Genomic DNA, 24373 nt, shown 5'->3' with positions numbered 1-24373 from the left:
ATGACCGAAATTGACGTTGTTGATCGCAGGATATTGCGTGAGCTGTCCAGCGACGGTCGCCTGTCGAATCTGGCTTTGGCGGAACGAGTCGGCCTGTCCGCTTCTGCCTGTTTGCGGCGCACCAACGCGTTGGAAAAGGCAGGCATTATCAAGGGCTACCGCGCGGTCCTGTCGGCGGAAAAGACGGGCGTCACTTTTACCGCGTATATTACGGTCGGTCTTAACGCGCACACAAAGACCGCGCAGGAGGATTTTGAGCGCGCCATGGCCACCGCCCCGCAGGTGCGCGAGTGTCACAACATCACCGGCGCCTATGAGTATCTGCTGCGGGTCGAGGCCGCCGATCTGGCAGCCTACAAACACTTTCACACCGAGATTCTGGGGGCGTTGCCTCAGGTCAACACCCTGACCACTTATGTGGTTATGGGCTCTCCCAAGGATGAGCGCGGCTGATAAGCTGACGGGGCAACTAACCCCGAGGTCCCCATGCGCGCTCCTGTTCACGATAAGCTGACCCTGCCAGAGGGCAAGGTTGCCCTGCTGTTGATCGACATCCAGCAAGAGGCGCGGCAAGACCCCGATTACACCGTCGCCGGAATCGAAGATGTGGTGGCCAATGCCGCCCGCCTGCTGGGGGCGGCGCGTGCAGCGGGCATCCCGGTGGGCCACGCCTGCTATGTCCGCGATCACGCGATTGCCCCGCCCCGCGCCTTTGAGCCCGTGGCGGCGGACGGGGCGCCGACCTTTTCCGACGCGCGATCTGAGTTGACCGCCATCTGCCCCGAGCTGGCGCCGCTGGACGGCGAGGCGGTGTTCGTCAAACAGGACGCTTCGGCTTTTTACGGCACGGATTTGCTAGAATGGTTCGCGGACATCGAATGGCTGGTGATCGCGGGGACGTGGACGGATGCCTGCATCGCCGCCACCGTGCGGGATGCGACCCGGCTGGGCTATCGCGCCTTGCTGGTCAAGGATGCCATCGGGTCGGGGACCGAGTTGATGCACCAGACGGGAATTCTGAACCTTGCCAACCGGCTGTACGGCGGGGGCGTCTGTGACACCGCGCGCGCCGAAACCTTGCTGGGGGGCGGTTCCGCCCCGGTCTGGCGCGTGGTTGATCCGGTGCCGCTGCTCTATACCGCCGAGACGGTTCAGGCGCTGTATGACAGCCTCTAAGCTCTTGTCCACAAACGCAAACGGCCCCGCCACGAGGGCAGGGCCGCTGAAAAGATCAGGCAGCGCTTAGGACGCGGCGATCATTTCCGACTGGCGGACGATCACTTCGGCCTGCTTGATGGACGCGATGTCGATCAGCTTGCCCTTGTAGGTGGTGGCGCCTTCGCCGCGGGCCTTGGCCTCTTCCATGGCGGCGAGGATTTCGCGCGCCTCGGTCACGGCCGCTTCGGTCGGGGTGAACACCTCGTTGGCCAGCGCGATCTGCTTGGGGTGGATCGCCCACTTGCCCACCATGCCCAGCGTCGCCGAGCGCAGCGCCTGCGCGCGGAAGCCTTCGTCATCGCTGAAATCGCCAAAAGGGCCGTCGACCGGCAGCACACCGTGGGTGCGGCATGCGGCGACGATGGCGGTCTGCGCCCAGTGCCACGGGTCGGACCAATGCTTTTGGCCCTCGTGCAGCATGTAATAGTTTTCCTGCGTCCCGCCGATGCCGGTGGTCGCCATGCCCATCGAGGCGGCAAAATCCGCCGCGCCAAGGCTCATGGCCTCAAGGCGCGGGGTCGCGGCGGCGATCTGTTCCACATGGGCGATACCGGCGGCGGATTCGATGATCACTTCGAACTTGATCGGCTTGGTGCGGCCCTTGGCGCGCTCGATCGCGGTGACCAGCGCGTCCACGGCATAAAGGTCTTCGGCGCAGCCCACCTTGGGGATCATGATCTGGTCCAGACGCTCCGAGGCCTGCTCCAGCAGGTCGACCACGTCGCGATACCAATAGGGCGTGTCGAGCCCGTTGATGCGCACGGACAGGGTCTTGTTGCCCCAGTCGATGTCGCCGATGGCCTCGATGGCCATCTTGCGCGCCATGTCCTTGTCGGTCGGTGCGACGGAATCTTCGAGGTCGAGGTTGATGACGTCAGCGGCCGAAGTCGCCATCTTGGGCGGCAGCTTGGTGTTCGACGCCGGGCCGAAAAGCTGGCAGCGGTTCGGGCGCGCCGGGGCGGTCGGCTGGATGCGGAAGGACATGTGTCACCTCTTTGCGTAAGGAAATTACGTTTCGATTGCCATGGTGGTTATTAAATTGCGCAATGCTGCGCAAGCGAAATCCGCCGCTGTGGTGCAGCACCTTTGGCGGGGACAGGGCGTGCGCAATGCAAGATTCTTCGCCAAAGCGCCCAAATTTTCGCAGAATCTCCGCCGCAGCGCAGCATTGGGCGCGGACTTCCGTAAGGAATTGGGCGCGGGCACGCTTAGGCTGGGGACAAACACCAACACCGGAGAGCCCCCATGATCAAGACACCCTACCTGCTGTTTCTCGGCGATGCCCCCGACGCTCTGGCCGCCAAGGTCGCGCAGGGGATCAAGGATTGGCGCCCGGACAATTGCGTCGGCCAACTGCGGATGGAGGGCTGTCAGGCCGATCTGGGCCTGCCCGACATGACGCTGGAACAGGCCAAGGCGGCGGGCGCGCAGACCCTTGTCATTGGTGTCGCGAATCGCGGCGGGGTGATCTCGCCGGCGTGGAAAAAGGTGCTGGTGGCGGCGCTGGAAGAGGGCTTTGACCTCGCCTCTGGCCTGCACAACCTGCTGCGCGAGGAACCCGACCTGGTCGCCGTGGCAGAGGCATGCGGGCGCACGCTGCACGACGTGCGCGTCCCCGAGGTCGACTACCCCATCGCCAATGGCGTCAAGCGCACCGGCAAGCGGGTGCTCGCCGTGGGCACCGATTGTTCCGTGGGCAAGATGTACACCGCGCTGGCGCTGGACAAGGCGATGCAGGCCGCAGGCCTGAAGAGCACCTTCCGCGCGACCGGCCAGACCGGCATCCTGATCACCGGCGACGGCGTGCCGCTGGACGCGGTGATCGCGGACTTCATGGCCGGGTCGATTGAGTGGCTGACCCCCGACAACGACCCCGACCATTGGGACATTATCGAAGGGCAGGGCAGCCTCTATCACGTCTCTTTCTCTGGCGTGACCATGGCGCTCATCCACGGCGGCCAGCCCGACGCGCTGATCCTGTGCCACGAACCCACCCGCGCCCACATGCGCGGCCTGCCGGGCTATCGTTTGCCGACCTTGGAAGCGGTGCGCGACCTGTCCTTGCAGCTGGCGCAGGTGGCCAACCCCGATTGTGTGGTTGCAGGCGTCTCGATCAACACGCAGCATATGGGCGAAGACGAGGCCGCACGCTATTGCGCCGACATCGAGGCGCAGCTGGGCCTGCCCACGGTCGACCCGTTCCGCCACGGCGCGGATCGTTTGGCGAGCGCGCTGGCGGCCCTGTAAGGAACGCCCAGCAATTGCCCTGTAATAAGGAGAGGCAGATGATCGAGGTAACCCGCGACACCTTTCGGCTGGCGGAGGTGTTCACCATCTCGCGCGGCTCGCGCACAAAGGCGCAGGTTCTCACCGTGCGCCTGACCCGCGATGGCGTCACCGGCTGGGGCGAATGCGTGCCCTACGCCCGCTACGGCGAAACGCTGGACAGTGTCGAGGCCGAGATCGCGGGGCTGCCTGTCGACGTCACCCGCGCGGGCTTGCAGGGGCTGCTCCCAGCCGGGGCCGCCCGCAATGCCGTGGACTGCGCCCTGTGGGATCTTGAGTGTAAACAGGCGGGCAAACGCGCGTGGGATCTCGCCGGTCTGCCCGCGCCGGGGCCGGAAATCACCGCCTACACCCTGTCCCTGGCGGACCCCGAGGTGATGGAGGCCTCGGCGCGCAAGAACGCCCACCGGCCCTTGCTCAAGATCAAGCTCGGCACGCCCGACGACATGCCCCGCCTCGAAGCGGTTCGCCGCGGCGCGCCGAAATCGCGCATCATCATCGACGCTAACGAAGGCTGGAGCGCACAGGTCTACGCCGATCTTTGTCCGCATCTTCAACGGCTTGGCGTGAGCCTTGTGGAACAGCCCTTGCCCGCAGGCGAGGACGATGCGCTGATCGGCATGGATCGCCCGGTGCCCGTCTGCGCCGACGAAAGCTGCCACGACCGCGCCAGTCTCGCGGCTCTCAAGGGCAAGTACGACGTGGTGAACATCAAGCTCGACAAGACCGGCGGGTTGACCGAGGCGCTGGCGCTGAAACAGGCTGCCCTCGCCGAAGGCTACCAAGTCATGGTCGGCTGCATGGTCGGCTCGTCGCTGGCCATGGCCCCGGCGACCTTGGTGGCGCAGGGCGTGCTTGTGACCGACCTCGACGGGCCTTTGCTGCTGGCCGAAGACCGCGCGGCGGCGTTGCAGTTCGACGATAAGGGCGTGCATCCCCCGAGCGCGACTTTGTGGGGGTGAGGCGCGCCCGGACGGGTTGCCAGTGGCAAGCCGTCAGCGCCGAACGCGTTTTGCGCGAGCAAATCGCCGGGCCGAAGGCAGGCGCGCCCGGACGGGTTGCCAGTGGCAAGCCGTCAGCGCCGAACGCGTTTTGCGCGAGCAAATCGCCGGGCCGAAGGCAGGCGCGCCCGCAGGCCATCGGGCCACCTCCAGCATTCCCCAATGTGTTGCAGACCTGCGCGCAGAGCGCTATCCCGCTGCGCACATTAGACTTTTCTGGACGGCCCAATGACTTTCCCGACCTTCCTTCGCCCCTTGATCGTTTCGGCCTGCCTTGCGGCCTCTGCGCTTCAGGCCCACGCCGACACCGTCACCTGGACCGTCGCGCCAACCGCCAAGCAGCAGGCCGCCGCCGCCGAACTGACCAGCAAAAAGAAACACACAGCGATCTCTATTGCGCCAGACGGCGCGTGGGGTCGGTCGTGGGGCTATGACAGCGCAGAGTTGGCCAAGACCAGCTCGCTGGCCTTTTGCCGCAAGAACCTGAAAAAGGGGCGCGGCGATTGTTTTGTCTATGCGGTGAACGGCAAGGTTGTCGCCCCCAAGCAGGTCACCTTGACCAAGGTGACGCAGGTTTACGTTCCGACACACAGCCGCAAGGCCTCGGCGTTTTTTGGCCTTGTCAGCGGCAGCTACAAAGGCAATCCCGCCAAGGCTCTGGAACAATTCGAAGCCCTAAAGGCCGGCACCGATGTCAGCGTCACCGAACGCAAGGGCAAGGCGCTGGAGGCGCTGCTGAGAGACCATTCGCTGATGTCCAAGGACCCGCGCGTGTTTGCCCAGTTCTTTGGTAGCGACCGCGTCGAACGCCATAACAAAGGCGGCAAGCTGCGCATTGAGTACACCGGCTGGATGGCCACCGAGGCGGGTCTCGTCTGCACTTACAATGGCGCATACAAAAGCACCGGCAAGCGGGTTGGCACCAGCTGCCTGATCGTCCACAGCTTCGAAAATGGCAAAGCCCGCTATGCCTATGCGACGCAGCCCAAGACCATACGCAACGGGCTTTTGGTGGCTGGGGATGCGCTGCGCGGGGCGGCCAAATAGCCAGAGGGGCTTGACCTGACGCGGCAACCACCGTTTGAAGAGTTCAACACAGATTGAGGACATGCCATGACCCGCACCGTTTACGTCAACGGAGAGTACCTGCCCGAAACCGAAGCCAAGGTGTCGATCTTTGACCGCGCCTTCTTGATGGCGGACGGCGTCTACGAGGTGACCAGCGTGCTGGACGGCAAGCTGATCGACTTTGACGGCCACGCCAAGCGCCTGCAACGCTCGCTGTCCGAGCTGGACATCGCGGCGCCCTGCACCATGGACGAGCTGCTGGACATCCACCGCGAGCTGGTCAAGCTGAACAATATCGAAGAGGGCATGATCTATCTCCAGGTGACGCGCGGCGCGCCGGATGATCGTGACTTTGTCTTCCCCGATCCCGAAACCACCAAGCCGACGCTGGTGTTGTTCACCCAGAACAAGCCCGGTCTGGCCGACAGCCCCGCTGCGAAAAAGGGCATCAAGGTCATCTCGATCGACGATATCCGCTGGGGCCGCCGCGACATTAAAACGGTGCAGCTGCTGTATCCGTCCATGGGCAAGATGATGGCGAAAAAGGCCGGTGTCGATGACGCGTGGATGGTCGAGGATGGCTTCGTCACCGAGGGCACCTCGAACAACGCTTACTTCATCAAGGGCAACAAGATCGTGACCCGCGCGCTGTCCAACGACATTCTGCACGGCATCACCCGCGCCGCCGTTCTGCGCTTTGCCGCAGAGGCGCAGATGGAGGTCGAAGAGCGCAACTTTACCATCGAAGAAGCGCAGCAGGCCGATGAGGCGTTCATCACCTCGGCTTCGACCTTTGTGATGCCGGTTGTGGAAATCGACGGCGTTTCCCTGGGCGAAGGTGTGCCGGGTCCGCGCGCCCTGCGCCTGCGCGAGATCTACCTCGACGAAAGCCGCAAAGCCGCGGTCTGATGCGCGACCTCTTTGCCATCCTTGCGATCATCGCAGCGGTGGTGGGGTTGGGCGTGTTTCGCGTGCCCGACGAAAATGCCTTGGTCGCGGCGGGGATCACCGCTGCGGCCGAGCGCGCCCTGACCCACACGCCGCATCCCATCGCGGTGACGGTGGAGGGGCGCAAAGTGACCGCCACAGGCCGGGTCGAAACCGACGCGGCGCGTCAGGCGGTCTTGGCGGTTTTGCGGGACTTGGACGGGGTGCAGGAGGTCGTGGACGACCTGACCTTGATGCCGACCGTGACGCCATATTCCTTGACGATCACAGGCGGGCCGACCGTCGCTTACGCGGGCCATTTGCCGTCTGAAGCGCTGGGCGCGCGGCTGGGGGACGTGTTGGGCGCGGTGCCCGATCTGCCGCTGGGCGCGGGCGCGCCGGAGGGGTTTGATGATCTGGCGATGCGGGCGGCGCAGGCTTTGGCCCTGATGCTGGACGGCGAAGCGCAGATCGTGGACGGCGCGCTGACGCTGTCGGGGCAGGTGCATCTGCCCAAGGGGCGCGCGGCGGTGGACGCCCTGTTTGCGGACCTGCCCGAGGGGCTGACTGCGGTTTTGACCATCGAGACGCTGGACGACGGTTTGCCCTACAGCCTGCTGCTGACCCGCGATCCGCTGATGGGGCAAGAGCTGCGCGGTAAGCTGCCCCCCGATTTCGATACCAGCATCTTTGAGGGTTTGGGCAAGCTGCATCTGAGCGCCATTCAACGGGCTGTGCTGCCCTTGGATCAACCGGGATTTGCCAAAGCCGTCGCCTTGGCCCTGCCGGTCTTTGCGCAAGTCCCGCAGGGCAGCCTGTCGGTGTCGCCCTTTGTTGTCACCCTGATCGGCGGGCCGCTGGACCTGACCTCTGAACTGGACAGGCTGCGTGCGGCTTTGCCGCCGGGATATGTCTTGAACGCCGCTGTGGCTCCGCCGGATGACGGCGCACCGTTGGCGTTGCGCGCGACTTGGGATGGCAAAGCCTTGGCCGTCTCGGGCCGGGTGCCGAGGGATTTCCCCTTGGACCGGATGGGCGTGGTGGAGGGCGCGCCAGAAGCTGCGCCCTATCCCGACCTGACCGATTGGGCCGCGCCCATCTGGCCGGGGCTAGACGCGCTGCGGCTGCTCGATAGCGGCGTGATGGCCTACGACGCCGAAGGGCTGCGCATCACGGGGGTGGCCGCCGACCCTGCGACACGGGCCTTGGCGCGGCAAGCCTTGGGCGAGGCGGGCACGCTGGAGGCTGATCTGCGCGACGATGGCACCCCGGCGGCCTTTACCCTGACGTGGGACGCAGGCACGGGCGGGTCGGTGACCGGAAAACTGCCGCGCGGGTTGGGGATGACCGATCTGGCCCGGGCCTTGGGGGCCGACCTGCGCGGCGATCCACGCGTGGCCCCAAGCGGCGACGGGGCGGCGGTTTTGCGGGTGCTCGCGCGGGTGCAGGCGGGCTTGGCCGAGGTCGAGAGTTTGACTTTGGACTACCCCTCGATGGGCTTGCAGGTGGCGGTGACGCCGGGGGTGACGCCCGAAGGCTGGCAGCGGCGCTATGGCCTGCCAAGGTCGGAGGTGCGCGTGGCATCCCCCGCGCCAAGTGGCACGCGGCGGGTACATCAGGTGACGGGCGGGGGGCAGGTCTTTGCCGACGGATTCTGGCTGCCAAAGTTGGGGTTTGAACCGACGTTGCAGGCGTGCTCTACAGCCGGCGAGATGGCCGTGCCGTTTGCGGACAAACGGTTCGTCTTGGATGAGAGGGCAGTCTGGGACGTGGCGCGCATGACGGCGGTGTTGCGCGCCTGCACGCGGATCGGGGGCTTGGATGCCGAGATCGTCGTGGGTGTGGCCGAGGGTGAAGTGCCTGTTTTGGCAAGGCAATTGGCAAGGCGACGGGCCGAAGCCTTGCGCCGCGAGATGATCGCGCGTGGGGTCCCCGAGACGCGCGTGGTCGCGCGCGGCGAGGTGTCTGCGGATCACGTGACGTTCGTGTTTGAGTGACGGGGGCGGACGCTCGTTCCTGCGGAACCACGCCCCGCCCACCGTCCCTTGGGCCAGCGCTATCCCAGCCAGCGCGCCGCGTGTTGTCCGGCCCACAGGCCCGTCGCGAGGCAGCCGGTCAGCAGGTAGCCCCCCGTCGGCGCGTCCCAGTCCAGCATTTCGCCCGCGCAAAACACGCCGGGACGGGCGGTCAGCATCAGGCCATCGTTTAGCGCGCTGAACGGCACGCCGCCCGCGGTCGAGATTGCCTCGTCCATGGGGCGCAGGCCGGTGGCGGGGATCGGCAGGGCTTTGAGCAGCGTTGCCAGCGCGGCGGGCGCACCGGGCAGGGGGCGGGCGCATTCCATGACCAGAGCCATAGTGGCGGGGGACAGCCGCAGGGCTTTGCGCAAGTGATTGGAAAGGCTCTGTTTTCCGCGCGGTTTCGACAGTTTCGCGGTCAGCGCGGCGGCGTCCAGATCGGGGAACAGGTCAACGCTCAGCGCATGGCCCTCGCGCAGGGCCGGGCAGAGGGGGTAGACCCCGCCGCCTTCGATCCCGCGCGCCGAGAGGACCGCTTCACCCCGGTTGCGCAAAGTCCCGGCGGCGAAGGACACGTTCTTCAGCGGCTGGCCGAAATGTTTGGTCATGTGCGCCGACCAAGGCACCACAACCCCGGCGTTCGACGGCTGAAAAGGTGTCAAAGGCACGCCGATTCCGCGCAGCACGTCGGCCCATTGCCCATCCGCGCCGAGCCGCGCCCAGGACGCGCCTCCCAGCGCCAAGATCGTCACATCGGCTGGCAAACCCTGCACGCCGTCCGGGGTGTCGAACGTCAATGCTTCGCCGGCCCAGCCCGTCCAGCGCCAGCGTGTCAGCACCCGTAGGCCCATGCCATCCAGCCGCGCCAGCCATGCACGCAAGAGGGGCGAGGCCTTCATCACCACTGGGAACAGCCGCCCGCTGGAGCCGGTGAACGTCTCTTGGTTCAAACCTTCGGCCCATGCCTTGACCTGCGTCGGCCCAAAGGCGCGCACCATGGGGGCCAGAGCCGCGCTGTCGTATGCGCGCAATACAGCGTCCAAAGGCTCCATCTTGGTCAGGTTCAAGCCCGACTTGCCCGCCATCAGGAACTTGCGCGCCACCGAGGGTTTCGCCTCGACCAGCGTCACGCGCACCCCCGCCGACAGCAAGGCATCCGCCGCCATCAGGCCCGCCGGGCCGCCGCCGATCACAACCGCTTGGCTCATGCCTCGGCCTGCTTCATGTGCACCACGCGCTGCGGATAGGGGATCTGTATCCCGTTGTCCTTCAGCGCGTTCCAGATCAGGAACCCCACGTCCGAGGTGTAGCGATTGCGCCCGTCATCCAGCCCGTTCACCCAGAACTCCACCGCGAATTCCACCCCGCTGTCGCCAAAGGCGCGCAGCTCGCAATCGGGGGGGAAGGGGTCGGACAGCACGTCGGGGTGGGTGGCCACGGCGGCTTCGATGATCTTGGGGATTTGGTTGATGTCGGTGTCATAGCTGACGCGGAACGGCACCTCGTAGCGGTTCGAAGAGCCTTGGTCAGAGTAGTTGATCACCCGCGTGGTGATGAAATCCTCGTTCGGGACGACGATCCAGCGGCCATCAAAGGTTTCCAGGATCATCGCCCGCGCGGTGGTCTGCACGATGGTCCCGGCAAGGCCGTTGTCCAGCTCGACATAGTCGCCCACGGTGGCTTGGCCCTCGAGCAGCAAGATCACGCCAGAGATATAGTTCGACGCGATCTGTTGCAGGCCAAAGCCGATGCCCACACCGACCGCGCCGCCGATCACCGCCAGCGAGGTCAGGGGGATGCCGACGATGTTCATCAGCAGGATAAAGGCGATGCCGTAAATCGTCAGCTCGGCGGCCTTGGTCGCCAGTTGCCGCGTCGCGGGGGGCATTTCCTGCTGGCGTTGGATGTAGCCGCCGGTCTGGTCGTTGGACCAGCGCCCCAGCCAGAACAGGATCGAGCCTGCGATGAGGCCACGGATCACCGCCATCAGGGTGAATTCAATGTTCCCCAGCGCCACGGTCATCTCGTTCAGCCGCGCGGTCGCCACGTCCAGCAGACCCAGCGCGTACAACGCCATGACCGGGATCAGGATAAAGCGCCCCAGCAGCTTGAGGAACCCGTCGGTGATGATCTCGCGCACCAAGATGCGCGCGGCGAGGAACAGGAACACCCGCTTGCCAAAGGCGATCACCGCGCCAGAGCCGAACATGGCGCGCGTGGCTTGCTCGCCAATCGCGGTGAACCCAAACGCCAGCAGCGGCAGCAGCAGCGCCACGAACACCAGCACAAAGCGGCGCAGCGTCGCCAGCAGGCTGCGCGCGTCTTCGGGCGGGGTCAAGACGCGCGTCAGCCACGGCCCCAGCCGCCGCGTCAGCAGCCACGCTGCCAGAAACGCCGCCACCAGCAGGCCGAACTGCGACCAGGCGGCGGGCGACAGCAGCCACCCCTTGGCCACGTCCCAGCCTTGCAGGGCGTATCCCGCCGCCGTCTGGACAAACTGCGGCTGCGAGGCGAGGTCGAAATTCATCGCGGGCTTGATCCTTATGCGTGGCGGGCCAGATGATTGCCCAAGACTTTTGCCCAGACCACGCCGCAGGCACAAGCCATGACCGACCCGATTTGCCCGCTGTGTGGGCGCCCGATCCCACCCGAGGCCAAGCAAAGCCTGCATCACCTGATCCCCAAGCTCAAAGGCGGCAAGGGCGGCCCCACCGTGCGCCTGCACCAGATCTGCCACAATGAAATCCACGCCCGCTTTACCGAGGCAGAGCTTGCCCGCGATCTGCACGACGTGGATGCCTTGCGCGCGCATCCCGACATGCAGGGCTTTTTGGCGTGGGTGGCCAAGCGCCCGCCGACCTTCCACGCCCGAAGCTCTGGCGGGCGGCGCAAGCGCAAGTGACGCCTTGGGTTGCGGGGCGCGCGCCCATGTGTTTGTCTCCGCTCAGGAATTTCCCATTGCCCCGATGGAGCGCCCATGACGACCTACAGCTTTCCCGTCCGCGTCTACTACGAAGACACCGATATGGCGGGGATCGTTTACCACGCCAATTACCTCAAGTTCATTGAACGGGCGCGGTCCGAATGGGTCAAGGAACAGGGGCTTGACCAGAACGCCATGCGCGAAGAGGGTATCGTTTTCGTGGTGCGCAAGATCGACTGCGACTACCTCGCGCCCGCCAAATACGACGACGAGCTAGAGGTCCGCACGCAGGTCAAATCCATGACCGGGGTGCGCCTGATCATGACCCAAGAGGTCTTGCGCGGCGAAGAGATCCTGTTTCGCGCGGAGGTCACGGCGGTCTGCGCCACGATGGACGGCCACCCGTCGCGCCTGCCTGCCAAGCTGCGCCAAAAGGTGCACTAGGGGCGCAATTGCGCGTTTGTCCGCCGATCCGCGCCAATTTTGGCGCGATAACGCCAATATGATAGCCAATCGCGTGCAAATCAGCTAAACCTGCCGTTAATCAGAGCCTCGCAAACAGGGGCCGACAGGAAAGAGCAGAGCAATGGAAGCTGAAACGCTGGCCGCCGCACAGGCGATCGATTTTTCGATGTGGGCGCTGTTTGCGCGCGCGACACTGACCGTCAAGATCGTGATGTTGATGCTGATCGCGGCGTCCGTGTGGTCCTGGGCGATCATCATCGACAAGCTGATGTCCTACCGCAATGCCCGCCGAGAGGCGCGGCGCTTTGACCAAGCCTTTTGGTCCGGCGAGCCGCTGGATGAGCTGTTCGACACGCTGGGGCCAGAGCCAAAGGGCCGGTCCGAACGGGTCTTTGCCGCCGGGATGACCGAGTGGCGCCGCTCGCACCGCGAGGACGGCGCGCTGATCGCCAACGCCCAGCAGCGCATCGACCGCAGCATGGACGTGGCCATCCAAAAGGAATCCGAGAGCCTTCTCAAGGGCTTGCCGGTGCTGGCGACGGTTGGGTCCACCGCGCCCTTTATCGGTCTGTTCGGCACGGTGTTCGGCATCATGAACGCCTTTATCGAGATCGCCGCGCAGCAGAACACCTCGCTTGTGGTGGTGGCCCCCGGTATCGCCGAGGCGCTGCTGGCCACCGGGCTTGGCCTCATGGCTGCGATCCCGGCGGTGATTTTCTATAACAAGCTCAGCGCCGACGCCGACCGTATCATCGGCGGCTACGAAAGCTTTGCCGACGAATTCTCGACCATCCTGTCGCGCCAGTTGGACGCCTGATCCATGGGCGCGGGTGTCATGAAAAAGGGCGGAGGAGGCAGCCGCCGCCGTCGCAGCCGCCGCAGCGGCGCGCAGCCCATGTCGGAAATCAACGTCACGCCGTTTGTCGACGTGATGCTGGTGTTGCTCATCATCTTTATGGTCGCGGCCCCTTTGCTGACGGTGGGCGTGCCGGTGGAACTGCCGAAAACCGCCGCTCAAGCCCTGCCGTCCGAAACCGAAGAGCCGCTGACCGTGACGATTTCCGCCGATGGCGCGGTCTTGATCCAGACGACCGAGGTCGCGCGCGACGATCTGGTGAACCGCCTGCGCGCCATTGCCGCCGAACGCGCCGACGACCGGGTGTACCTGCGCGCCGATGGCACTGTCCCGTACGAGCAGGTCGCGCAGATCATGGGCGCGCTGAACGCCGGGGGCTTTTCGTCGATTGGCCTTGTGACCGACGTGGGCGGCCCCGCGCTTGATGGCCGAACCGAGTAAATCATCGTGAGCCGTGGGCTGTATATCTCTGGCGCGGCGCATGGGGCGCTGCTGCTGTATTTGCTCTTGGGCGGTGTGTTCCGGCCCGAGCCGCCTGACATGCAGGTGGCCGATGTGACCGTCTTGTCCGAAGAGGACTTCGCCGCGCTGTCCCGCCCCGCCGAGGTCGAGGCTGAGACGCCTTTGGACCCGGTGCCCGTGCCTACGCCCGCGCCGGAACCTGAACCCGTGCCGGAACCGACCCCTGCGCAGGAACCGGAACCCGCGCCCGAGCCGACCCCGGCACCGGAGCCTATTCCCGAACCGCAGCCCCAGCTGGACCCCGAACCGATCCCGCAGCCGGAACCGCCCGCGCCGGACCCTCTGCCAACGCCAGAGCCGCCAACGCCAGAGCCGCCCGCGGCGGTCATTCCCAATGCGCCCATCAGCTCGGTCCGGCCCAAGCCGCGCCCGGCCCCGCGTGTCGCCCCTGATCCCGTCGCGCCGCCTGAGCCGGACGCGGTGATCGCTGACGAGGTCCAGCAAGCCGCCGATCCCGACGCCGAAAGCCCGGACGTCGCCGAAGAGGCGCGCGAGCAGACCGCGCCTGAGGAAACCACCACCGAGATCGTCACCGAGGCCGAAGAGCCCGCCGCCGCCCGCGCGCCGTCGTCCTCGATGCGGCCCAAGTCGCGCCCGCAGCAGCTGACCCGTGCGGAACCGGCGCAAACCGCTCAGCCCGACCCGGAACCCGAGGCCCCGCAATCGGCCGCAGATGACGCCATCGCCGCGGCTCTGGCCGAAGCTTTGGCCGGGGGAACGCCTGAGCCTGCCGCCCCGAACGGCCCGCCGATGACCGGCGGCGAGCGGGATGCCTTCCGCATTGCGGTGCAGAAATGCTGGCAGGTGGACGTCGGCTCTCAGGCCGCCAATGTCACCGTCACCGTGGGCTTTGAGCTGGGCCAGGACGGCAAGGTCGTGAACGGCACCGTGCGGATGATCGGCGCCGATGGCGGCAATGCGTCCGCCACCGAGACGGCGTTCCAAGCCGCCCGCCGCGCCGTGCTGCGCTGCCAGTTGCCCAACGGCTATGACCTGCCCGCCGACAAATACGACCAATGGAAACAGGTCGAGATGACCTTTAACCCTCAGGATATGCGCCTGCGATGACCGCGAGACGTGAAACATGACGCCTTTGATCGGCAATTCCCCGCCGCTGACCCCGCTCTGGGGTGTTTTGCGGTTTGTTAATCTTGCGTATGGTGCCGTTGGGCGGGCGCAGACCCGCCGCCCCGATCCGAGCAGTCCCCAAGGGAGGTCCTTGATGATCCACCGCTTTGCCGCCGTCCTTGTGGCGTTCACTCTGGCGCTTTTCCCCGCGCTGTCCTCGGCCCAGCCCTTGCGCATCGAGATCACCGAAGGCGTGGTGGAACCCATGCCCTTTGCGGTGCCGACCTTTGTCGCCGAGACCTCGGAAGGGGCGCAATACGCCGAAGAGCTCAGCCGCGTGGTCGCCGACGACCTGATCGGCACGGGCCTGTTCCGCGAGATCCCGCGCGATGCGCATATCAGCCGCGTCAGCAGCTTTGCCGCCCCGGTGCAATTCGCCGACTGGAAGGCGATCAACGCCCAAGCCTTGATTACCGGCGCGGTCTCTGCTGATGCCTCGGGGCGTGTGGTGGTCAAGTTCCGCGTCTGGGACGTGTTCGCCGGGACCGAGCTGGGGCAGGGGATGCAGTTCGCCTCGACCTCGGACGGCTGGCGGCGTCTGGCGCATAAGGTGGCGGATCAGGTCTATAGCCGCCTGACCGGCGAAAGCCCCTATTTCGACAGCCGCGTGGTGTTCGTCTCTGAAACCGGGCCAAAGAACGAGCGGCAAAAGCGCCTTGCCATCATGGATTATGACGGCGCGAACGTGCAGTATCTGACCGACAGCTCGTCCATCGTGCTGGCCCCGCGCTTTTCCCCCGATGGCAGCCGGGTGCTGTATACGTCTTATGAGACGGGCTTTCCGCGCATTCACATCCTCAGCGTTGGCGACGTGAACAGCCGCATCCTGCAATCCAACGAAGGCGTCATGAGTTTTGCCCCGCGCTTTTCCCCCGATGGCTCGATGGTGGTCTATTCGCTGACCCAAGGCTCGAACACCGATATCTGGGCGATGGACGTGGCCAGCGGCGCGACCCGCCGCCTGACCTCTGGCCCGGCGATTGAAACCGCGCCCAGCTTTTCGCCCGACGGCACGCAGATCGTCTATGAAAGCGACCAGAGCGGCACCCAGCAGCTGTACATCATGCCCGCCATGGGCGGCGAGGGCACGCGCATTTCCTTTGGCGAGGGGCGCTATGGCACCCCGGTCTGGTCGCCGCGCGGCGATATGATCGCCTTTACCAAGCAGAACGCGGGCCGGTTCCACATCGGCGTCATGCGCACCAACGGCTCCGAAGAGCGCCTCTTGACCGCGTCCTTCCTGGACGAAGGCCCGACCTGGGCGCCCAATGGCCGCGTCATCATGTTCTCGCGCGAAACCCAAGGGGCGCAGGGCGCAACCGCGCTGTATTCCGTCGACATCTCGGGGCGCAACCTGAAACGGGTGCGCACCCCCGCAGGCGCGTCCGACCCCAGCTGGGGGCCGCTGCAATGATGCACGCGCCCGATTCACAACTGCCTTTCTGCGTGTTACAGCAGGGGCAAAGATCAGAGCAGGAAGTCCTATGAAACTCGCAACCAAAGCTGTTTTGCTGGTGGCCGCCCTCGGGCTTGCTGCCTGTACCAACCCCAACCGGTTCGACAACGCTGACGCGGGGGCGCTTGGCCCCAACGCGGGCGGCGCGAACGCCGGTTTCGTGCCGGGCAGCGTCGATGACCCGACCTCGACCGCCTATTTCACCCAGCGCGTCGGCGACCGCGTGCTGTTCGCCGTAGACCAGTCGACCCTCTCGCCCGAGGCCCGCACCGTGCTGGACGGTCAGGCGCAGTGGCTGCTGACCAACTCGGACTACCTTGCGATCATCGAAGGCCACGCCGACGAGCAGGGCACCCGCGAATACAACCTCGCGCTCGGCGCGCGCCGCGCCAACTCGGTCATGGAATACCTCGTGTCCAAGGGTGTGCCGTCGAGCCGCCTCAAGTTCATCTCCTACGGCAAGGAACGCCCGATCGAGATCTGCTCCGAGGAATCCTGCTACGCCAAGAACCGCCGCGCCGTGACGGTGATCTCGGCCTCCAGCCTGACGGGGTAAGCGGATGACGCGCGTTCTGGCCCTTGTGCTGTGCGTTCTGGCGGGGCAGGCCCCCGCGCAGGACACGCTTGCGGATATGAAACAGGATCTGGCCGTGCTGACGGTCGAGTTGCAAAAGCTCAAACGAGAGCTGTCCACCACCGGCGCCAGCGGCGTGGCGGTTGGCGGCTCTCAACTGGACCGGATCAACGCCATCGAAGGCCAGTTGGCGTATATCACCTCCAAGACCGAGCAGCTGGAATTCCGCATCGGGCAGGTGGCGCAGGACGGGGCCAACCGTCTTGGCGATCTCGAATTCCGCATCTGCGAGCTGGAGGACGGCTGCGACATCGGCGCTTTGGGCGCGTCCTTGCCCCTTGGCGGCGAAATCGCGCCTGACGCGGCGCAACCCGTGGCCCCCGCCACCGACAGCCTGCCCTATGACGGCGAGCTCGCCGTCAGCGAAGAGGCCGATTTTCGCTCGGCGGAAAAGGCTTTGGCCGATGGCGACGGGGAACACGCCGCGCTGCTGTTCGCGCAATTCCGCGAGACCTATCCCATGGGTCCGCTCGAAGCGGCGGCCCTCGTGGGCGAAGGCAAGGCGCTGGCCCTGACCGGCGACACCCGCGAAGCGGCGCGCCGCTACCTCAACGCCTACTCGGGCTTTCCCGAGAGCCAAATCGCCCCCGAGGCGCTGTGGCGCTTGGGTGTGTCCTTGGGCGAGCTTGGCTCTGTCCCCGAGGCCTGCGTGACCCTGTCCGAAGTCGCGGGCCGCTACCCGCAGTCGGGCTTTGTGGCGCAGGCCCAAGACAGCCGCGCCGCGCTGGGATGCCAGTGACGCTGGACAAGCGGTTTGCGGATGCGATGGGGGGCCTTCTGGGCCCCTCTTTTCCGTCTGACGTGGCTTTGGCCGTGTCGGGCGGCGGCGACAGCATGGCGATGCTGCTGCTGGCGCACAACTGGACGCGCGCGTGGGGCGTGCGCCTGCATGTGGTGACGGTGGATCACGGTTTGCGCCCTGAGTCAGCCGCCGAGGCGCAGATGGTCGCCGAAGAATGCGCGCTGCTGGGCCATCCGCATACCATTTTGCGCTGGCGGTGGGACGGCACGGGGAACAAGCTGGATGCCGCCCGCCGCGCCCGTCTGCGCCTGATCGACGCGTGGCGCGGTCAGATCGCCCACGTCCTACTGGCGCACACGCGCGACGATCTGGCCGAGACCTTTCTGATGCGCCTCGCGCGCGGGGCGGGGCTGGACGGGCTGTCGGCGATGCAGCCCTTGCGCGCGCTGGCCAGTGGCATGACGCTGGTCCGCCCCTGCCTTGGCATGGCCCGCGCCGAGCTGCGCCACTATGCGACCGTGCTGAAATCGCCCTTTGTCGACGATCCCAGCAACGACGACCCGGCCTACGTGCGCGCCCGGATGCGCGCGTTGTTGCCTTTGCTGCAAACCCACGGGTTTGCGCGCGAGACGCTAGCCGAGACCGCCGAACACCTGCGCGCCGAACGCGCAGCGCTGAACGCCCGCGCCGCCGACATCTGGAACCGTTTTGGCGCGCAAGACGGCCCGGTGCTGTCGCTGCACCCCGACTGGGCCGCTCAGACCGAGGTCGCCACCCAAAGACGCCTGCTGAACGCCGCGCTGCGCTATGTCGCAGGGGCGGAGTATGGCCCACGCGCCGCGCCGCTGGACGCCTTGGTCAGCCGCGTCACCAGCGGCGGGGCAGGGACGCTTCACGGCTGCGATCTGCAATTCGTAAACGGGCGGTTAACTATTTTCCGAGAGTATGCCTCAGTCGCGCAGATGTGCGGCACCGTTGACGATACAAGCGAGACGGCCAACTGGGACACAAGCTGGACGGTAAAGGCGCCTGACCTCAAGGGCTTCACCCTGCGTGCACTGGGGCAAGACGGCTGGGACCAACTGCCCAGGGAGCACCGCGAGGGGCTGCGCCACCGGGTCGCGCTGGCTTGGCCGTCGGTCTGGCAAGGCGATCACCTGACCGCCTGCGCGGGCCTTACGGACGCCGAAAACCACGGCATTTCGTTTCGTCATCGGGGCCAAGGGGAAATCAGCTTTGCCCGATTTCTTCTTTCGCATTGAACCGAGGCGGGGGATGTCTATGTTACAGCCAACCCCATAAAACGCGGAGACCGCTCCGCAGTCAAAGGAGTTTTCCCTTGGGCAATGCTCGAAATATCGCCTTCTGGGTTGTGCTGTTTCTCCTGATCCTGGCGCTGTTCAACCTGTTTACGAACGGTGACACCACCTATCAGAGCCGGGCGATCAGCTACTCGGAATTCGTTCAATCGGTTGAAAGCAACCAGGTCAGCTCGGTCACCGTGGATGGCGAACAGATTCGCTATCGCGGCACGGATGGTCAGGATTACGTCACGATCAAGCCGACCGACGCCGAAGTCACCAACCTGCTTCTTGCAAACGACGTGGCCGTGACTGCCGAAGCGCAGGAACAATCCAGCGTGCAGGCCTTCCTGCTGTCGCTGCTGCCGTTCCTGCTGCTGATCGGGGTGTGGATTTACTTCATGAACCGGATGCAAGGCGGCGGCAAAGGCGGGGCCATGGGCTTTGGCAAATCCAAGGCCAAGCTGCTGACCGAAAAGCATGGCCGCGTCACCTTTGACGACGTGGCGGGCATCGACGAGGCCAAGGAAGAGCTCGAGGAAATCGTGGAATTCCTGCGCAACCCGCAGAAGTTCTCGCGTCTGGGCGGCAAGATCCCCAAGGGCGCGCTGCTGGTGGGCCCTCCGGGCACCGGTAAAACGCTGCTGGCGCGCGCCATTGCGGGCGAGGCCGGTGTGCCGTTCTTCACCATTTCCGGGTCTGACTTTGTTGAAATGTTCGTGGGTGTCGGCGCGAGCCGCGTGCGCGACATGTTCGAGCAGGCCAAGAAAAACGCGCCCTGCATCGTGTTCATCGACGAAATCGACGCCGTGGGCCGCGCCCGTGGCCAAGGTTACGGCGGTGGCAATGATGAACGCGAACAGACGCTCAACCAGCTGCTGGTCGAGATGGACGGTTTCGAGGCGAACGAAGGTGTGATCATCGTCGCCGCCACCAACCGCCGCGACGTGCTGGACCCGGCTCTGCTGCGTCCGGGCCGTTTCGACCGTCAGGTGACCGTGCCGAACCCCGACATCAAGGGCCGCGAAAAGATCCTGAACGTGCACGCCCGCAAGACCTCGCTGGGGCCGGATGTCGACATGCGCATCATCGCGCGCGGCACGCCGGGCTTTTCCGGCGCAGAGCTGGCGAACCTCGTGAACGAGGCGGCCTTGATGGCGGCCCGCGTGGGGCGGCGCTTTGTTACGATGGAAGACTTTGAGCAGGCCAAGGACAAGGTCATGATGGGCGCCGAGCGCCGCAGCATGGTCCTGACCGACGACCAAAAGGAAAAGACCGCCTATCACGAAGCGGGCCACGCCGTTGTTGGCCTGACCCTGCCGCAGTGTGACACGGTCTATAAGGCGACGATCATCCCGCGCGGCGGCGCGCTGGGGATGGTGGTGTCCCTGCCGGAAATCGACCGTCTGAACTGGCACAAATCCGAGTGCGAGGAAAAGCTGGCCATGACCATGGCGGGCAAGGCGGCCGAGATCATCAAGTACGGCGCGGAAAACGTCTCGAACGGGCCGGCGGGCGACATCCAACAGGCATCTGCGCTGGCGCGGGCCATGGTGTTGCAGTGGGGCATGTCCGACAAGGTCGGCAACATCGACTACCGCGAAGCGGCCGAGGGCTACTCGGGCAACACCGCGGGTCTGTCCGTCTCGGCGCACACCAAGGAGCTGATCGAGGAAGAGGTCAAACGCTTTGTCCAGGACGGCTATGACCGCGCGTTCCAGATCCTGACCGAGCGTCGCGACGACTGGGAACGCCTCGCGCAGGGTCTGCTGGAGTATGAGACCCTCACCGGCGAAGAGATCGAGCGCGTGATGCGCGGCGATCCCCCTCAGTCGAACGACGACGATGATGGCGCGGGCGCGTCCGAGGATAAGCCCAGCCTGACCGCCATCCCCAAGACCAAGCCCAAGGCGAAGCCTTCGGACAGTGGGATGGAACCGGAGCCGTCTGCGTGATGGCATAGCCAAACTGTTGAATTGAAACGGGATCAACCGGGGCGTAAGCTCCGGTTGATTGCTTTTCAGGGGCAGAGGGTCGGGGGCAAAGATGGACTGGAACCCAAGGGACTATGCGCGCTTTGCCGGGGTGCGGCTGCGGCCTGCGTTGGACTTGCTGATGCAGGTGGGGCCGCTGCCCGAGGGCGATGTGGTCGATCTGGGCTGCGGCAATGGCGCGGTGGGTCCGGCGCTGCGCCAGCGGTTTGGCGATCGTCGGATCATCGGCGTCGACAGCTCGGCCGCCATGCTGCAAGAGGCGGCGCAGACCGACGCCTATGACGCCTTGCACCCGCAGGACATCAGCGATTGGACCGGCCCTGCGGCGCTGATTTTCTCGAATGCGGCGCTACATTGGCTGCCGGATCATGCGGCGCTCTTGCCCCGCCTGGTGGCGGGTCTCGAGCCCGGCGGGACGCTGGCCATCCAGGTGCCGCACCAGAACAACGCGCCCTCGCACCGCCTGTGGCGGCAGCTGGCCGAAGAGCTGTTTCCGGGCCGCGTCGACCATGATCACGGGCCGGGCATTTTGCTGCCGGCCGCCTATTTCCACCTGCTCGAGGGCTTGGGTGATCTGCGGATCTGGGAGACCGAGTACTATCAAGTGCTCGATCGGGTGGACGCGGGCCACCCCGTCCGCCGCTTTACCGAATCGACCTATGCCCGCCCCGTGCTGGAAAAACTGGACGCCGCCGAGCAGGCCCGCCTGATTGCCCTGTACGAAGAGGCCATCGCCAAGGTCTATCCCGCCGGTCCTGACGGGCGGGTCTTGTTCCCGTTCCGGCGTTTGTTCATAACACTTAAAGTTGCATAGCGCATTTCGCAAAGGACGTATCATGCCTGCCTTGAAGCCCACCGACTACACCGCCGAAATCGTCTGGCTGGGGATCGTGACCTCGGACGACCGCGCCGAGCTGCTGTCTGAGACGCGCGACGCGCTGGAGCTGCGCTTTGACGGGATCGCGGGGTCGGTCCATGGCGGGCGCGAGCGGGCGGCCTGCGTGCGCACCAAGGCGCAGTACGAACCCGGCACCCCCATCCGCAACGTGCGCCAGCTGACCATCGTCTCGCAAGAGGAGCTGGACGCCATCGCGGCTGAGATCGGCGTGGATGCCATCGACCCGGCGCGGCTGGGGGCCAGCATGGTGGTGCGCGGGTTGCCGGACTTTACCCACCTGCCGCCGTCCTCGCGCCTGCAAGGGCCGGACGGGGCGAGCGTGACCGTCGACATGCACAACCGCCCCTGCCAGTACCCGGCCAAAAGCATCGAAAAGGCCAGCCCCGGCCACGGCAAAGGCTTTAAACCCGCCGCCGAGGGCCGCCGCGGCGTGACCGCCTGGGTCGAGCGCGAAGGGCGCATGGCGGTGGGCGACACCCTGACGCTGCACATCCCCGACCAGCGCGCGTGGCAGCCCGAATCTTGAGCACGAAGTTTCCGATGCGCGCATTTTGCGCGTTTCGGGATTTGGCCAGCGCCGCAAGTTCGCGTTGAAAGGTCGGATTTGCCGTGACGTGTCGTTGCCCGGGTCGTTATCGGTTAGCCCAATAGCGACACCAACGGGAACCTTTCCATCATGGCTTTTAAATCCGACATCGAAATCGCCCGCGAGGCGAAGAAGCAGCCGATCAAAGAGATCGGTGAAAAGCTGGACATCGCCTATGAGCACCTCCAGCCCTATGGCCATGACAAAGCCAAGATCAGCCAAGGGTTCATCGACTCGGTGCAGGATCGCAAGGACGGCAAGCTGATCCTCGTGACCGCGATCAACCCGACCCCGGCGGGCGAAGGCAAGACCACCACCACCGTGGGTCTGGGCGACGGTCTGAACAAGATCGGCAAAAAGGCGATGATCTGCATCCGCGAAGCGTCGCTTGGGCCGAACTTTGGCATGAAGGGCGGGGCCGCTGGCGGCGGTATGGCGCAGGTCGTGCCGATGGAGGAAATGAACCTCCACTTCACCGGTGACTTCCACGCGATCACCTCGGCGCACTCGCTGCTGTCGGCGATGATCGACAACCACATCTACTGGGGCAACGAAGCGCAGCTGGACACCCGCCGCGTGACGTGGCGCCGCGTGGTCGACATGAACGACCGCTCGCTGCGCCAAATCACCTCGTCGCTTGGCGGTGTGGCCAACGGCTTTGCCCGCGAAGACGGCTTTGACATCACCGTGGCGTCCGAAGTCATGGCGATCCTGTGCCTCGCGTCCGACCTCAAGGATCTGGAAAAGCGTCTGGGCGACATGATTATCGGCTACCGCCGCGACAAGTCCCCGGTATTCTGCCGCGACGTCAAGGCCGAGGGCGCAATGACCGTCCTGCTCAAGGACGCCATGCAGCCGAACCTGGTGCAGACCCTGGAAAACAACCCGGCGTTTGTGCACGGCGGCCCGTTCGCCAACATCGCGCACGGCTGTAACTCTGTCATCGCGACGACCACCGCTCTGAAGCTGGCCGATTACGTTGTGACCGAAGCGGGCTTTGGCGCGGATCTGGGCGCTGAGAAGTTCATGGACATCAAGTGCCGCAAAGCGGGCCTGAAGCCCGACGCGGTTGTGATCGTTGCCACCGTGCGCGCCATGAAGATGAACGGCGGCGTGGCCAAAGCGGACCTGAACAACGAGAACGTCGAAGCGGTCAAGGCGGGTTGCCCGAACCTTGGGCGTCACATCGAGAACATGAAGAAGTTCGGTGTGCCGGCGATTGTCGGGATCAACCACTTCTACGCCGATACCGATGCCGAGGTTCAGGCGGTTATCGACTATTGCGCCGAAGCTGGCGTCGAAGCCATCGTGAACAAGCACTGGGCCGAAGGTGGCGCGGGCATCGAAGCGACGGCGCGCAAGGTTGTCGAGATCTGTGAAGCGGGTGAGGCGAACTATGCGCCGCTCTACGCCGACGAGATGCCGCTGGCCGAAAAGATTGAGACGGTCTGCAAGGAAATCTATCGCGCCGACAACGTGGTGATGGATGCCAAGATCCGCACGCAGCTGAAGGAATGGGAAGCGCAAGGCTACGGCAACCTGCCGGTCTGCATGGCGAAAACCCAGTACTCGTTCAGCACCGATCCGGGCCAGCGCGGCGCGCCCACCGGCTTTGACATCCCGGTGCGCGAGGTGCGCCTGTCCGCCGGTGCGGGGTTCGTGGTTGTCGTCTGCGGCGAGATCATGACCATGCCGGGTCTGCCGCGCGTTCCGGCGGCGGAAAGCATCCACCTGAACGACGAAGGCCTGATCGAAGGTCTGTTCTGAGCCATTTTGGCTAAGATCGGAAACGGCGGGACGGCGCTCTTCTGCGAATTCGCCCCGCCCACCGTCCCCGGCCGCGTTCGCCCCATGGAAATGTTAGCGCGCGCGGTTTAGGGGGATGTTGAGTTTTGTATGACAGGTGATCCCTGATGCGCCGCCGCGCTTTGGGGGCTTGATGGACCAAGGCCTGGCGCGCTGTTGGTGCGGGGGCTTGGCAAGGAAGGGATGGACGGATGACCGCAACGATTATCGACGGCAAGGCGTTTGCAGGCACGGTGCGCGAAAAGGTGGCGGGCCATGTGGCGCGCTTGAAGGAAGAGCACGGGATCACGCCGGGTCTGGCGGTTGTCCTCGTCGGCGAAGACCCGGCGAGCCAGGTTTACGTGCGCTCCAAGGGCAAGCAGACCGTCGAGGTCGGCATGAACTCTTACGAGCACAAGCTGGACGCGGACACCTCCGAGGCGGACCTGCTGGCGCTGATCGACCAGCTGAACAATGACCCGGCGGTGCACGGCATCCTGGTGCAGCTGCCCCTGCCCAAGCACCTGAACGAAGACCTCGTGATCAACTCGATTGATCCGGCCAA

At 65.4% G+C, this 24373-nt stretch carries 24 protein-coding genes; 21 read left to right on the top strand and 3 right to left on the bottom strand.

Annotated elements, in window-relative coordinates; genetic code table 11:
- Positions 1 to 453, top strand: a complete 453-nt coding sequence (locus B9A11_RS09890) for an Lrp/AsnC family transcriptional regulator (protein WP_058247375.1) — start codon at positions 1 to 3, stop codon at positions 451 to 453.
- Between the two features lie 33 nt (positions 454 to 486).
- The gene (locus B9A11_RS09885) at positions 487 to 1176 is read left to right on the top strand and encodes an isochorismatase family protein (protein WP_058247374.1); all 690 of its coding nucleotides are present in this window, start codon (positions 487 to 489) and stop codon (positions 1174 to 1176) included.
- A 66-nt stretch (positions 1177 to 1242) separates the two neighbouring features.
- Here B9A11_RS09885 and B9A11_RS09880 read toward each other — a convergent pair whose 3' ends face one another.
- Complete coding sequence (locus tag B9A11_RS09880; protein ID WP_058247373.1) at positions 1243 to 2202, bottom strand: L-malyl-CoA/beta-methylmalyl-CoA lyase; 960 nt, start codon at positions 2200 to 2202, stop codon at positions 1243 to 1245.
- A 261-nt stretch (positions 2203 to 2463) separates the two neighbouring features.
- Between B9A11_RS09880 and dgcN the strand changes: the two genes are divergently transcribed.
- The 5 genes from dgcN to B9A11_RS09850 all read left to right on the top strand — a co-directional run bounded on the left by dgcN (position 2464) and on the right by B9A11_RS09850 (position 8497).
- Positions 2464 to 3465, top strand: a complete 1002-nt coding sequence (gene dgcN, locus B9A11_RS09870) for an N-acetyltransferase DgcN (RefSeq protein ID WP_058247371.1) — start codon at positions 2464 to 2466, stop codon at positions 3463 to 3465.
- Positions 3466 to 3503: 38 nt separating this feature from the next.
- The gene (gene dgcA, locus B9A11_RS09865; RefSeq protein WP_058247370.1) at positions 3504 to 4466 is read left to right on the top strand and encodes an N-acetyl-D-Glu racemase DgcA; all 963 of its coding nucleotides are present in this window, start codon (positions 3504 to 3506) and stop codon (positions 4464 to 4466) included.
- Between the two features lie 267 nt (positions 4467 to 4733).
- Complete coding sequence (locus tag B9A11_RS09860; protein ID WP_058247369.1) at positions 4734 to 5552, top strand: hypothetical protein; 819 nt, start codon at positions 4734 to 4736, stop codon at positions 5550 to 5552.
- Positions 5553 to 5618: 66 nt separating this feature from the next.
- Positions 5619 to 6482 (top strand): D-amino-acid transaminase, encoded by an 864-nt coding sequence (locus B9A11_RS09855; protein WP_058247368.1) that lies wholly within the window; start codon positions 5619 to 5621, stop codon positions 6480 to 6482.
- Positions 6482 to 8497 (top strand): BON domain-containing protein, encoded by a 2016-nt coding sequence (locus B9A11_RS09850; RefSeq protein WP_058247367.1) that lies wholly within the window; start codon positions 6482 to 6484, stop codon positions 8495 to 8497. The genes B9A11_RS09855 and B9A11_RS09850 overlap by 1 nt, the downstream gene beginning before the upstream one ends.
- 59 nt (positions 8498 to 8556) lie before the next feature.
- Here B9A11_RS09850 and B9A11_RS09845 read toward each other — a convergent pair whose 3' ends face one another.
- Positions 8557 to 9726, bottom strand: coding sequence for a TIGR03862 family flavoprotein (locus tag B9A11_RS09845; protein ID WP_058247366.1), 1170 nt, complete (start codon positions 9724 to 9726; stop codon positions 8557 to 8559).
- Positions 9723 to 11045 (bottom strand): mechanosensitive ion channel family protein, encoded by a 1323-nt coding sequence (locus B9A11_RS09840; RefSeq protein ID WP_058247365.1) that lies wholly within the window; start codon positions 11043 to 11045, stop codon positions 9723 to 9725. The genes B9A11_RS09845 and B9A11_RS09840 overlap by 4 nt, the downstream gene beginning before the upstream one ends.
- A 78-nt stretch (positions 11046 to 11123) precedes the next feature.
- Between B9A11_RS09840 and B9A11_RS09835 the strand changes: the two genes are divergently transcribed.
- The 14 genes from B9A11_RS09835 to B9A11_RS09770 all read left to right on the top strand — a co-directional run.
- On the top strand, positions 11124 to 11420 hold the full coding sequence (locus tag B9A11_RS09835) for an HNH endonuclease family protein (RefSeq protein ID WP_058247364.1): 297 nt from the start codon (positions 11124 to 11126) through the stop codon (positions 11418 to 11420).
- Positions 11421 to 11495: 75 nt separating this feature from the next.
- Positions 11496 to 11885, top strand: coding sequence for a tol-pal system-associated acyl-CoA thioesterase (ybgC, locus tag B9A11_RS09830; RefSeq protein WP_058247363.1), 390 nt, complete (start codon positions 11496 to 11498; stop codon positions 11883 to 11885).
- A 142-nt stretch (positions 11886 to 12027) separates the two neighbouring features.
- The gene (gene tolQ / locus B9A11_RS09825) at positions 12028 to 12723 is read left to right on the top strand and encodes a protein TolQ (RefSeq protein WP_058247362.1); all 696 of its coding nucleotides are present in this window, start codon (positions 12028 to 12030) and stop codon (positions 12721 to 12723) included.
- A gap of 3 nt (positions 12724 to 12726) precedes the next feature.
- On the top strand, positions 12727 to 13203 hold the full coding sequence (gene tolR, locus B9A11_RS09820) for a protein TolR (protein ID WP_058247361.1): 477 nt from the start codon (positions 12727 to 12729) through the stop codon (positions 13201 to 13203).
- A 6-nt stretch (positions 13204 to 13209) separates the two neighbouring features.
- Positions 13210 to 14352, top strand: a complete 1143-nt coding sequence (locus tag B9A11_RS09815) for a hypothetical protein (RefSeq protein WP_058247360.1) — start codon at positions 13210 to 13212, stop codon at positions 14350 to 14352.
- A gap of 154 nt (positions 14353 to 14506) precedes the next feature.
- On the top strand, positions 14507 to 15826 hold the full coding sequence (gene tolB / locus B9A11_RS09810; protein WP_058247359.1) for a Tol-Pal system beta propeller repeat protein TolB: 1320 nt from the start codon (positions 14507 to 14509) through the stop codon (positions 15824 to 15826).
- A 70-nt stretch (positions 15827 to 15896) separates the two neighbouring features.
- Positions 15897 to 16424: a peptidoglycan-associated lipoprotein Pal gene (pal, locus tag B9A11_RS09805; RefSeq protein ID WP_058247358.1), complete on the top strand. Its 528-nt coding sequence runs from the start codon at positions 15897 to 15899 to the stop codon at positions 16422 to 16424.
- Positions 16425 to 16428: 4 nt separating this feature from the next.
- Positions 16429 to 17241 (top strand): tetratricopeptide repeat protein, encoded by an 813-nt coding sequence (locus tag B9A11_RS09800; protein ID WP_058247357.1) that lies wholly within the window; start codon positions 16429 to 16431, stop codon positions 17239 to 17241.
- Entirely contained in the window at positions 17232 to 18506 is a 1275-nt protein-coding gene (gene tilS, locus B9A11_RS09795) for a tRNA lysidine(34) synthetase TilS (protein ID WP_058247356.1), read from the top strand. Before B9A11_RS09800 ends, tilS begins: the two co-directional genes overlap by 10 nt.
- Before the next feature lie 77 nt (positions 18507 to 18583).
- The gene (gene ftsH / locus B9A11_RS09790) at positions 18584 to 20500 is read left to right on the top strand and encodes an ATP-dependent zinc metalloprotease FtsH (RefSeq protein ID WP_058247355.1); all 1917 of its coding nucleotides are present in this window, start codon (positions 18584 to 18586) and stop codon (positions 20498 to 20500) included.
- A 91-nt stretch (positions 20501 to 20591) separates the two neighbouring features.
- The gene (locus B9A11_RS09785; protein ID WP_058247354.1) at positions 20592 to 21353 is read left to right on the top strand and encodes a methyltransferase domain-containing protein; all 762 of its coding nucleotides are present in this window, start codon (positions 20592 to 20594) and stop codon (positions 21351 to 21353) included.
- Between the two features lie 22 nt (positions 21354 to 21375).
- Positions 21376 to 21963: an MOSC domain-containing protein gene (locus B9A11_RS09780; protein ID WP_058247353.1), complete on the top strand. Its 588-nt coding sequence runs from the start codon at positions 21376 to 21378 to the stop codon at positions 21961 to 21963.
- A gap of 150 nt (positions 21964 to 22113) precedes the next feature.
- The gene (locus B9A11_RS09775; protein ID WP_058247352.1) at positions 22114 to 23790 is read left to right on the top strand and encodes a formate--tetrahydrofolate ligase; all 1677 of its coding nucleotides are present in this window, start codon (positions 22114 to 22116) and stop codon (positions 23788 to 23790) included.
- 230 nt (positions 23791 to 24020) lie between these two features.
- A partial coding sequence (locus B9A11_RS09770) for a tetrahydrofolate dehydrogenase/cyclohydrolase catalytic domain-containing protein (protein ID WP_327442504.1) occupies positions 24021 to 24373 on the top strand: 353 nt, incomplete at its 3' end.

The organism is Tropicibacter naphthalenivorans, from assembly GCF_900176475.1.
In the GTDB taxonomy this organism is placed as follows: Bacteria; Pseudomonadota; Alphaproteobacteria; order Rhodobacterales; family Rhodobacteraceae; genus Tropicibacter; species Tropicibacter naphthalenivorans.
Note: the sequence above shows the minus strand (reverse complement) of the source record. Positions and strands in the feature narration are given on the sequence as shown.

What these genes read in the sequence shown, in the direction of transcription:
- B9A11_RS09890 (WP_058247375.1), top strand. Translation starts at nt 1, where the DNA reads ATGACCGAAATTGACGTTGTTGATCGCAGGATATTGCGTGAGCTGTCC.
- B9A11_RS09885 (WP_058247374.1), top strand. Translation starts at nt 487, where the DNA reads ATGCGCGCTCCTGTTCACGATAAGCTGACCCTGCCAGAGGGCAAGGTT.
- B9A11_RS09880 (WP_058247373.1), bottom strand. Translation starts at nt 2,202, where the DNA reads ATGTCCTTCCGCATCCAGCCGACCGCCCCGGCGCGCCCGAACCGCTGC.
- dgcN (WP_058247371.1), top strand. Translation starts at nt 2,464, where the DNA reads ATGATCAAGACACCCTACCTGCTGTTTCTCGGCGATGCCCCCGACGCT.
- dgcA (WP_058247370.1), top strand. Translation starts at nt 3,504, where the DNA reads ATGATCGAGGTAACCCGCGACACCTTTCGGCTGGCGGAGGTGTTCACC.
- B9A11_RS09860 (WP_058247369.1), top strand. Translation starts at nt 4,734, where the DNA reads ATGACTTTCCCGACCTTCCTTCGCCCCTTGATCGTTTCGGCCTGCCTT.
- B9A11_RS09855 (WP_058247368.1), top strand. Translation starts at nt 5,619, where the DNA reads ATGACCCGCACCGTTTACGTCAACGGAGAGTACCTGCCCGAAACCGAA.
- B9A11_RS09850 (WP_058247367.1), top strand. Translation starts at nt 6,482, where the DNA reads ATGCGCGACCTCTTTGCCATCCTTGCGATCATCGCAGCGGTGGTGGGG.
- B9A11_RS09845 (WP_058247366.1), bottom strand. Translation starts at nt 9,726, where the DNA reads ATGAGCCAAGCGGTTGTGATCGGCGGCGGCCCGGCGGGCCTGATGGCG.
- B9A11_RS09840 (WP_058247365.1), bottom strand. Translation starts at nt 11,045, where the DNA reads ATGAATTTCGACCTCGCCTCGCAGCCGCAGTTTGTCCAGACGGCGGCG.
- B9A11_RS09835 (WP_058247364.1), top strand. Translation starts at nt 11,124, where the DNA reads ATGACCGACCCGATTTGCCCGCTGTGTGGGCGCCCGATCCCACCCGAG.
- ybgC (WP_058247363.1), top strand. Translation starts at nt 11,496, where the DNA reads ATGACGACCTACAGCTTTCCCGTCCGCGTCTACTACGAAGACACCGAT.
- tolQ (WP_058247362.1), top strand. Translation starts at nt 12,028, where the DNA reads ATGGAAGCTGAAACGCTGGCCGCCGCACAGGCGATCGATTTTTCGATG.
- tolR (WP_058247361.1), top strand. Translation starts at nt 12,727, where the DNA reads ATGGGCGCGGGTGTCATGAAAAAGGGCGGAGGAGGCAGCCGCCGCCGT.
- tolB (WP_058247359.1), top strand. Translation starts at nt 14,507, where the DNA reads ATGATCCACCGCTTTGCCGCCGTCCTTGTGGCGTTCACTCTGGCGCTT.
- pal (WP_058247358.1), top strand. Translation starts at nt 15,897, where the DNA reads ATGAAACTCGCAACCAAAGCTGTTTTGCTGGTGGCCGCCCTCGGGCTT.
- B9A11_RS09800 (WP_058247357.1), top strand. Translation starts at nt 16,429, where the DNA reads ATGACGCGCGTTCTGGCCCTTGTGCTGTGCGTTCTGGCGGGGCAGGCC.
- tilS (WP_058247356.1), top strand. Translation starts at nt 17,232, where the DNA reads ATGCCAGTGACGCTGGACAAGCGGTTTGCGGATGCGATGGGGGGCCTT.
- B9A11_RS09785 (WP_058247354.1), top strand. Translation starts at nt 20,592, where the DNA reads ATGGACTGGAACCCAAGGGACTATGCGCGCTTTGCCGGGGTGCGGCTG.
- B9A11_RS09780 (WP_058247353.1), top strand. Translation starts at nt 21,376, where the DNA reads ATGCCTGCCTTGAAGCCCACCGACTACACCGCCGAAATCGTCTGGCTG.
- B9A11_RS09775 (WP_058247352.1), top strand. Translation starts at nt 22,114, where the DNA reads ATGGCTTTTAAATCCGACATCGAAATCGCCCGCGAGGCGAAGAAGCAG.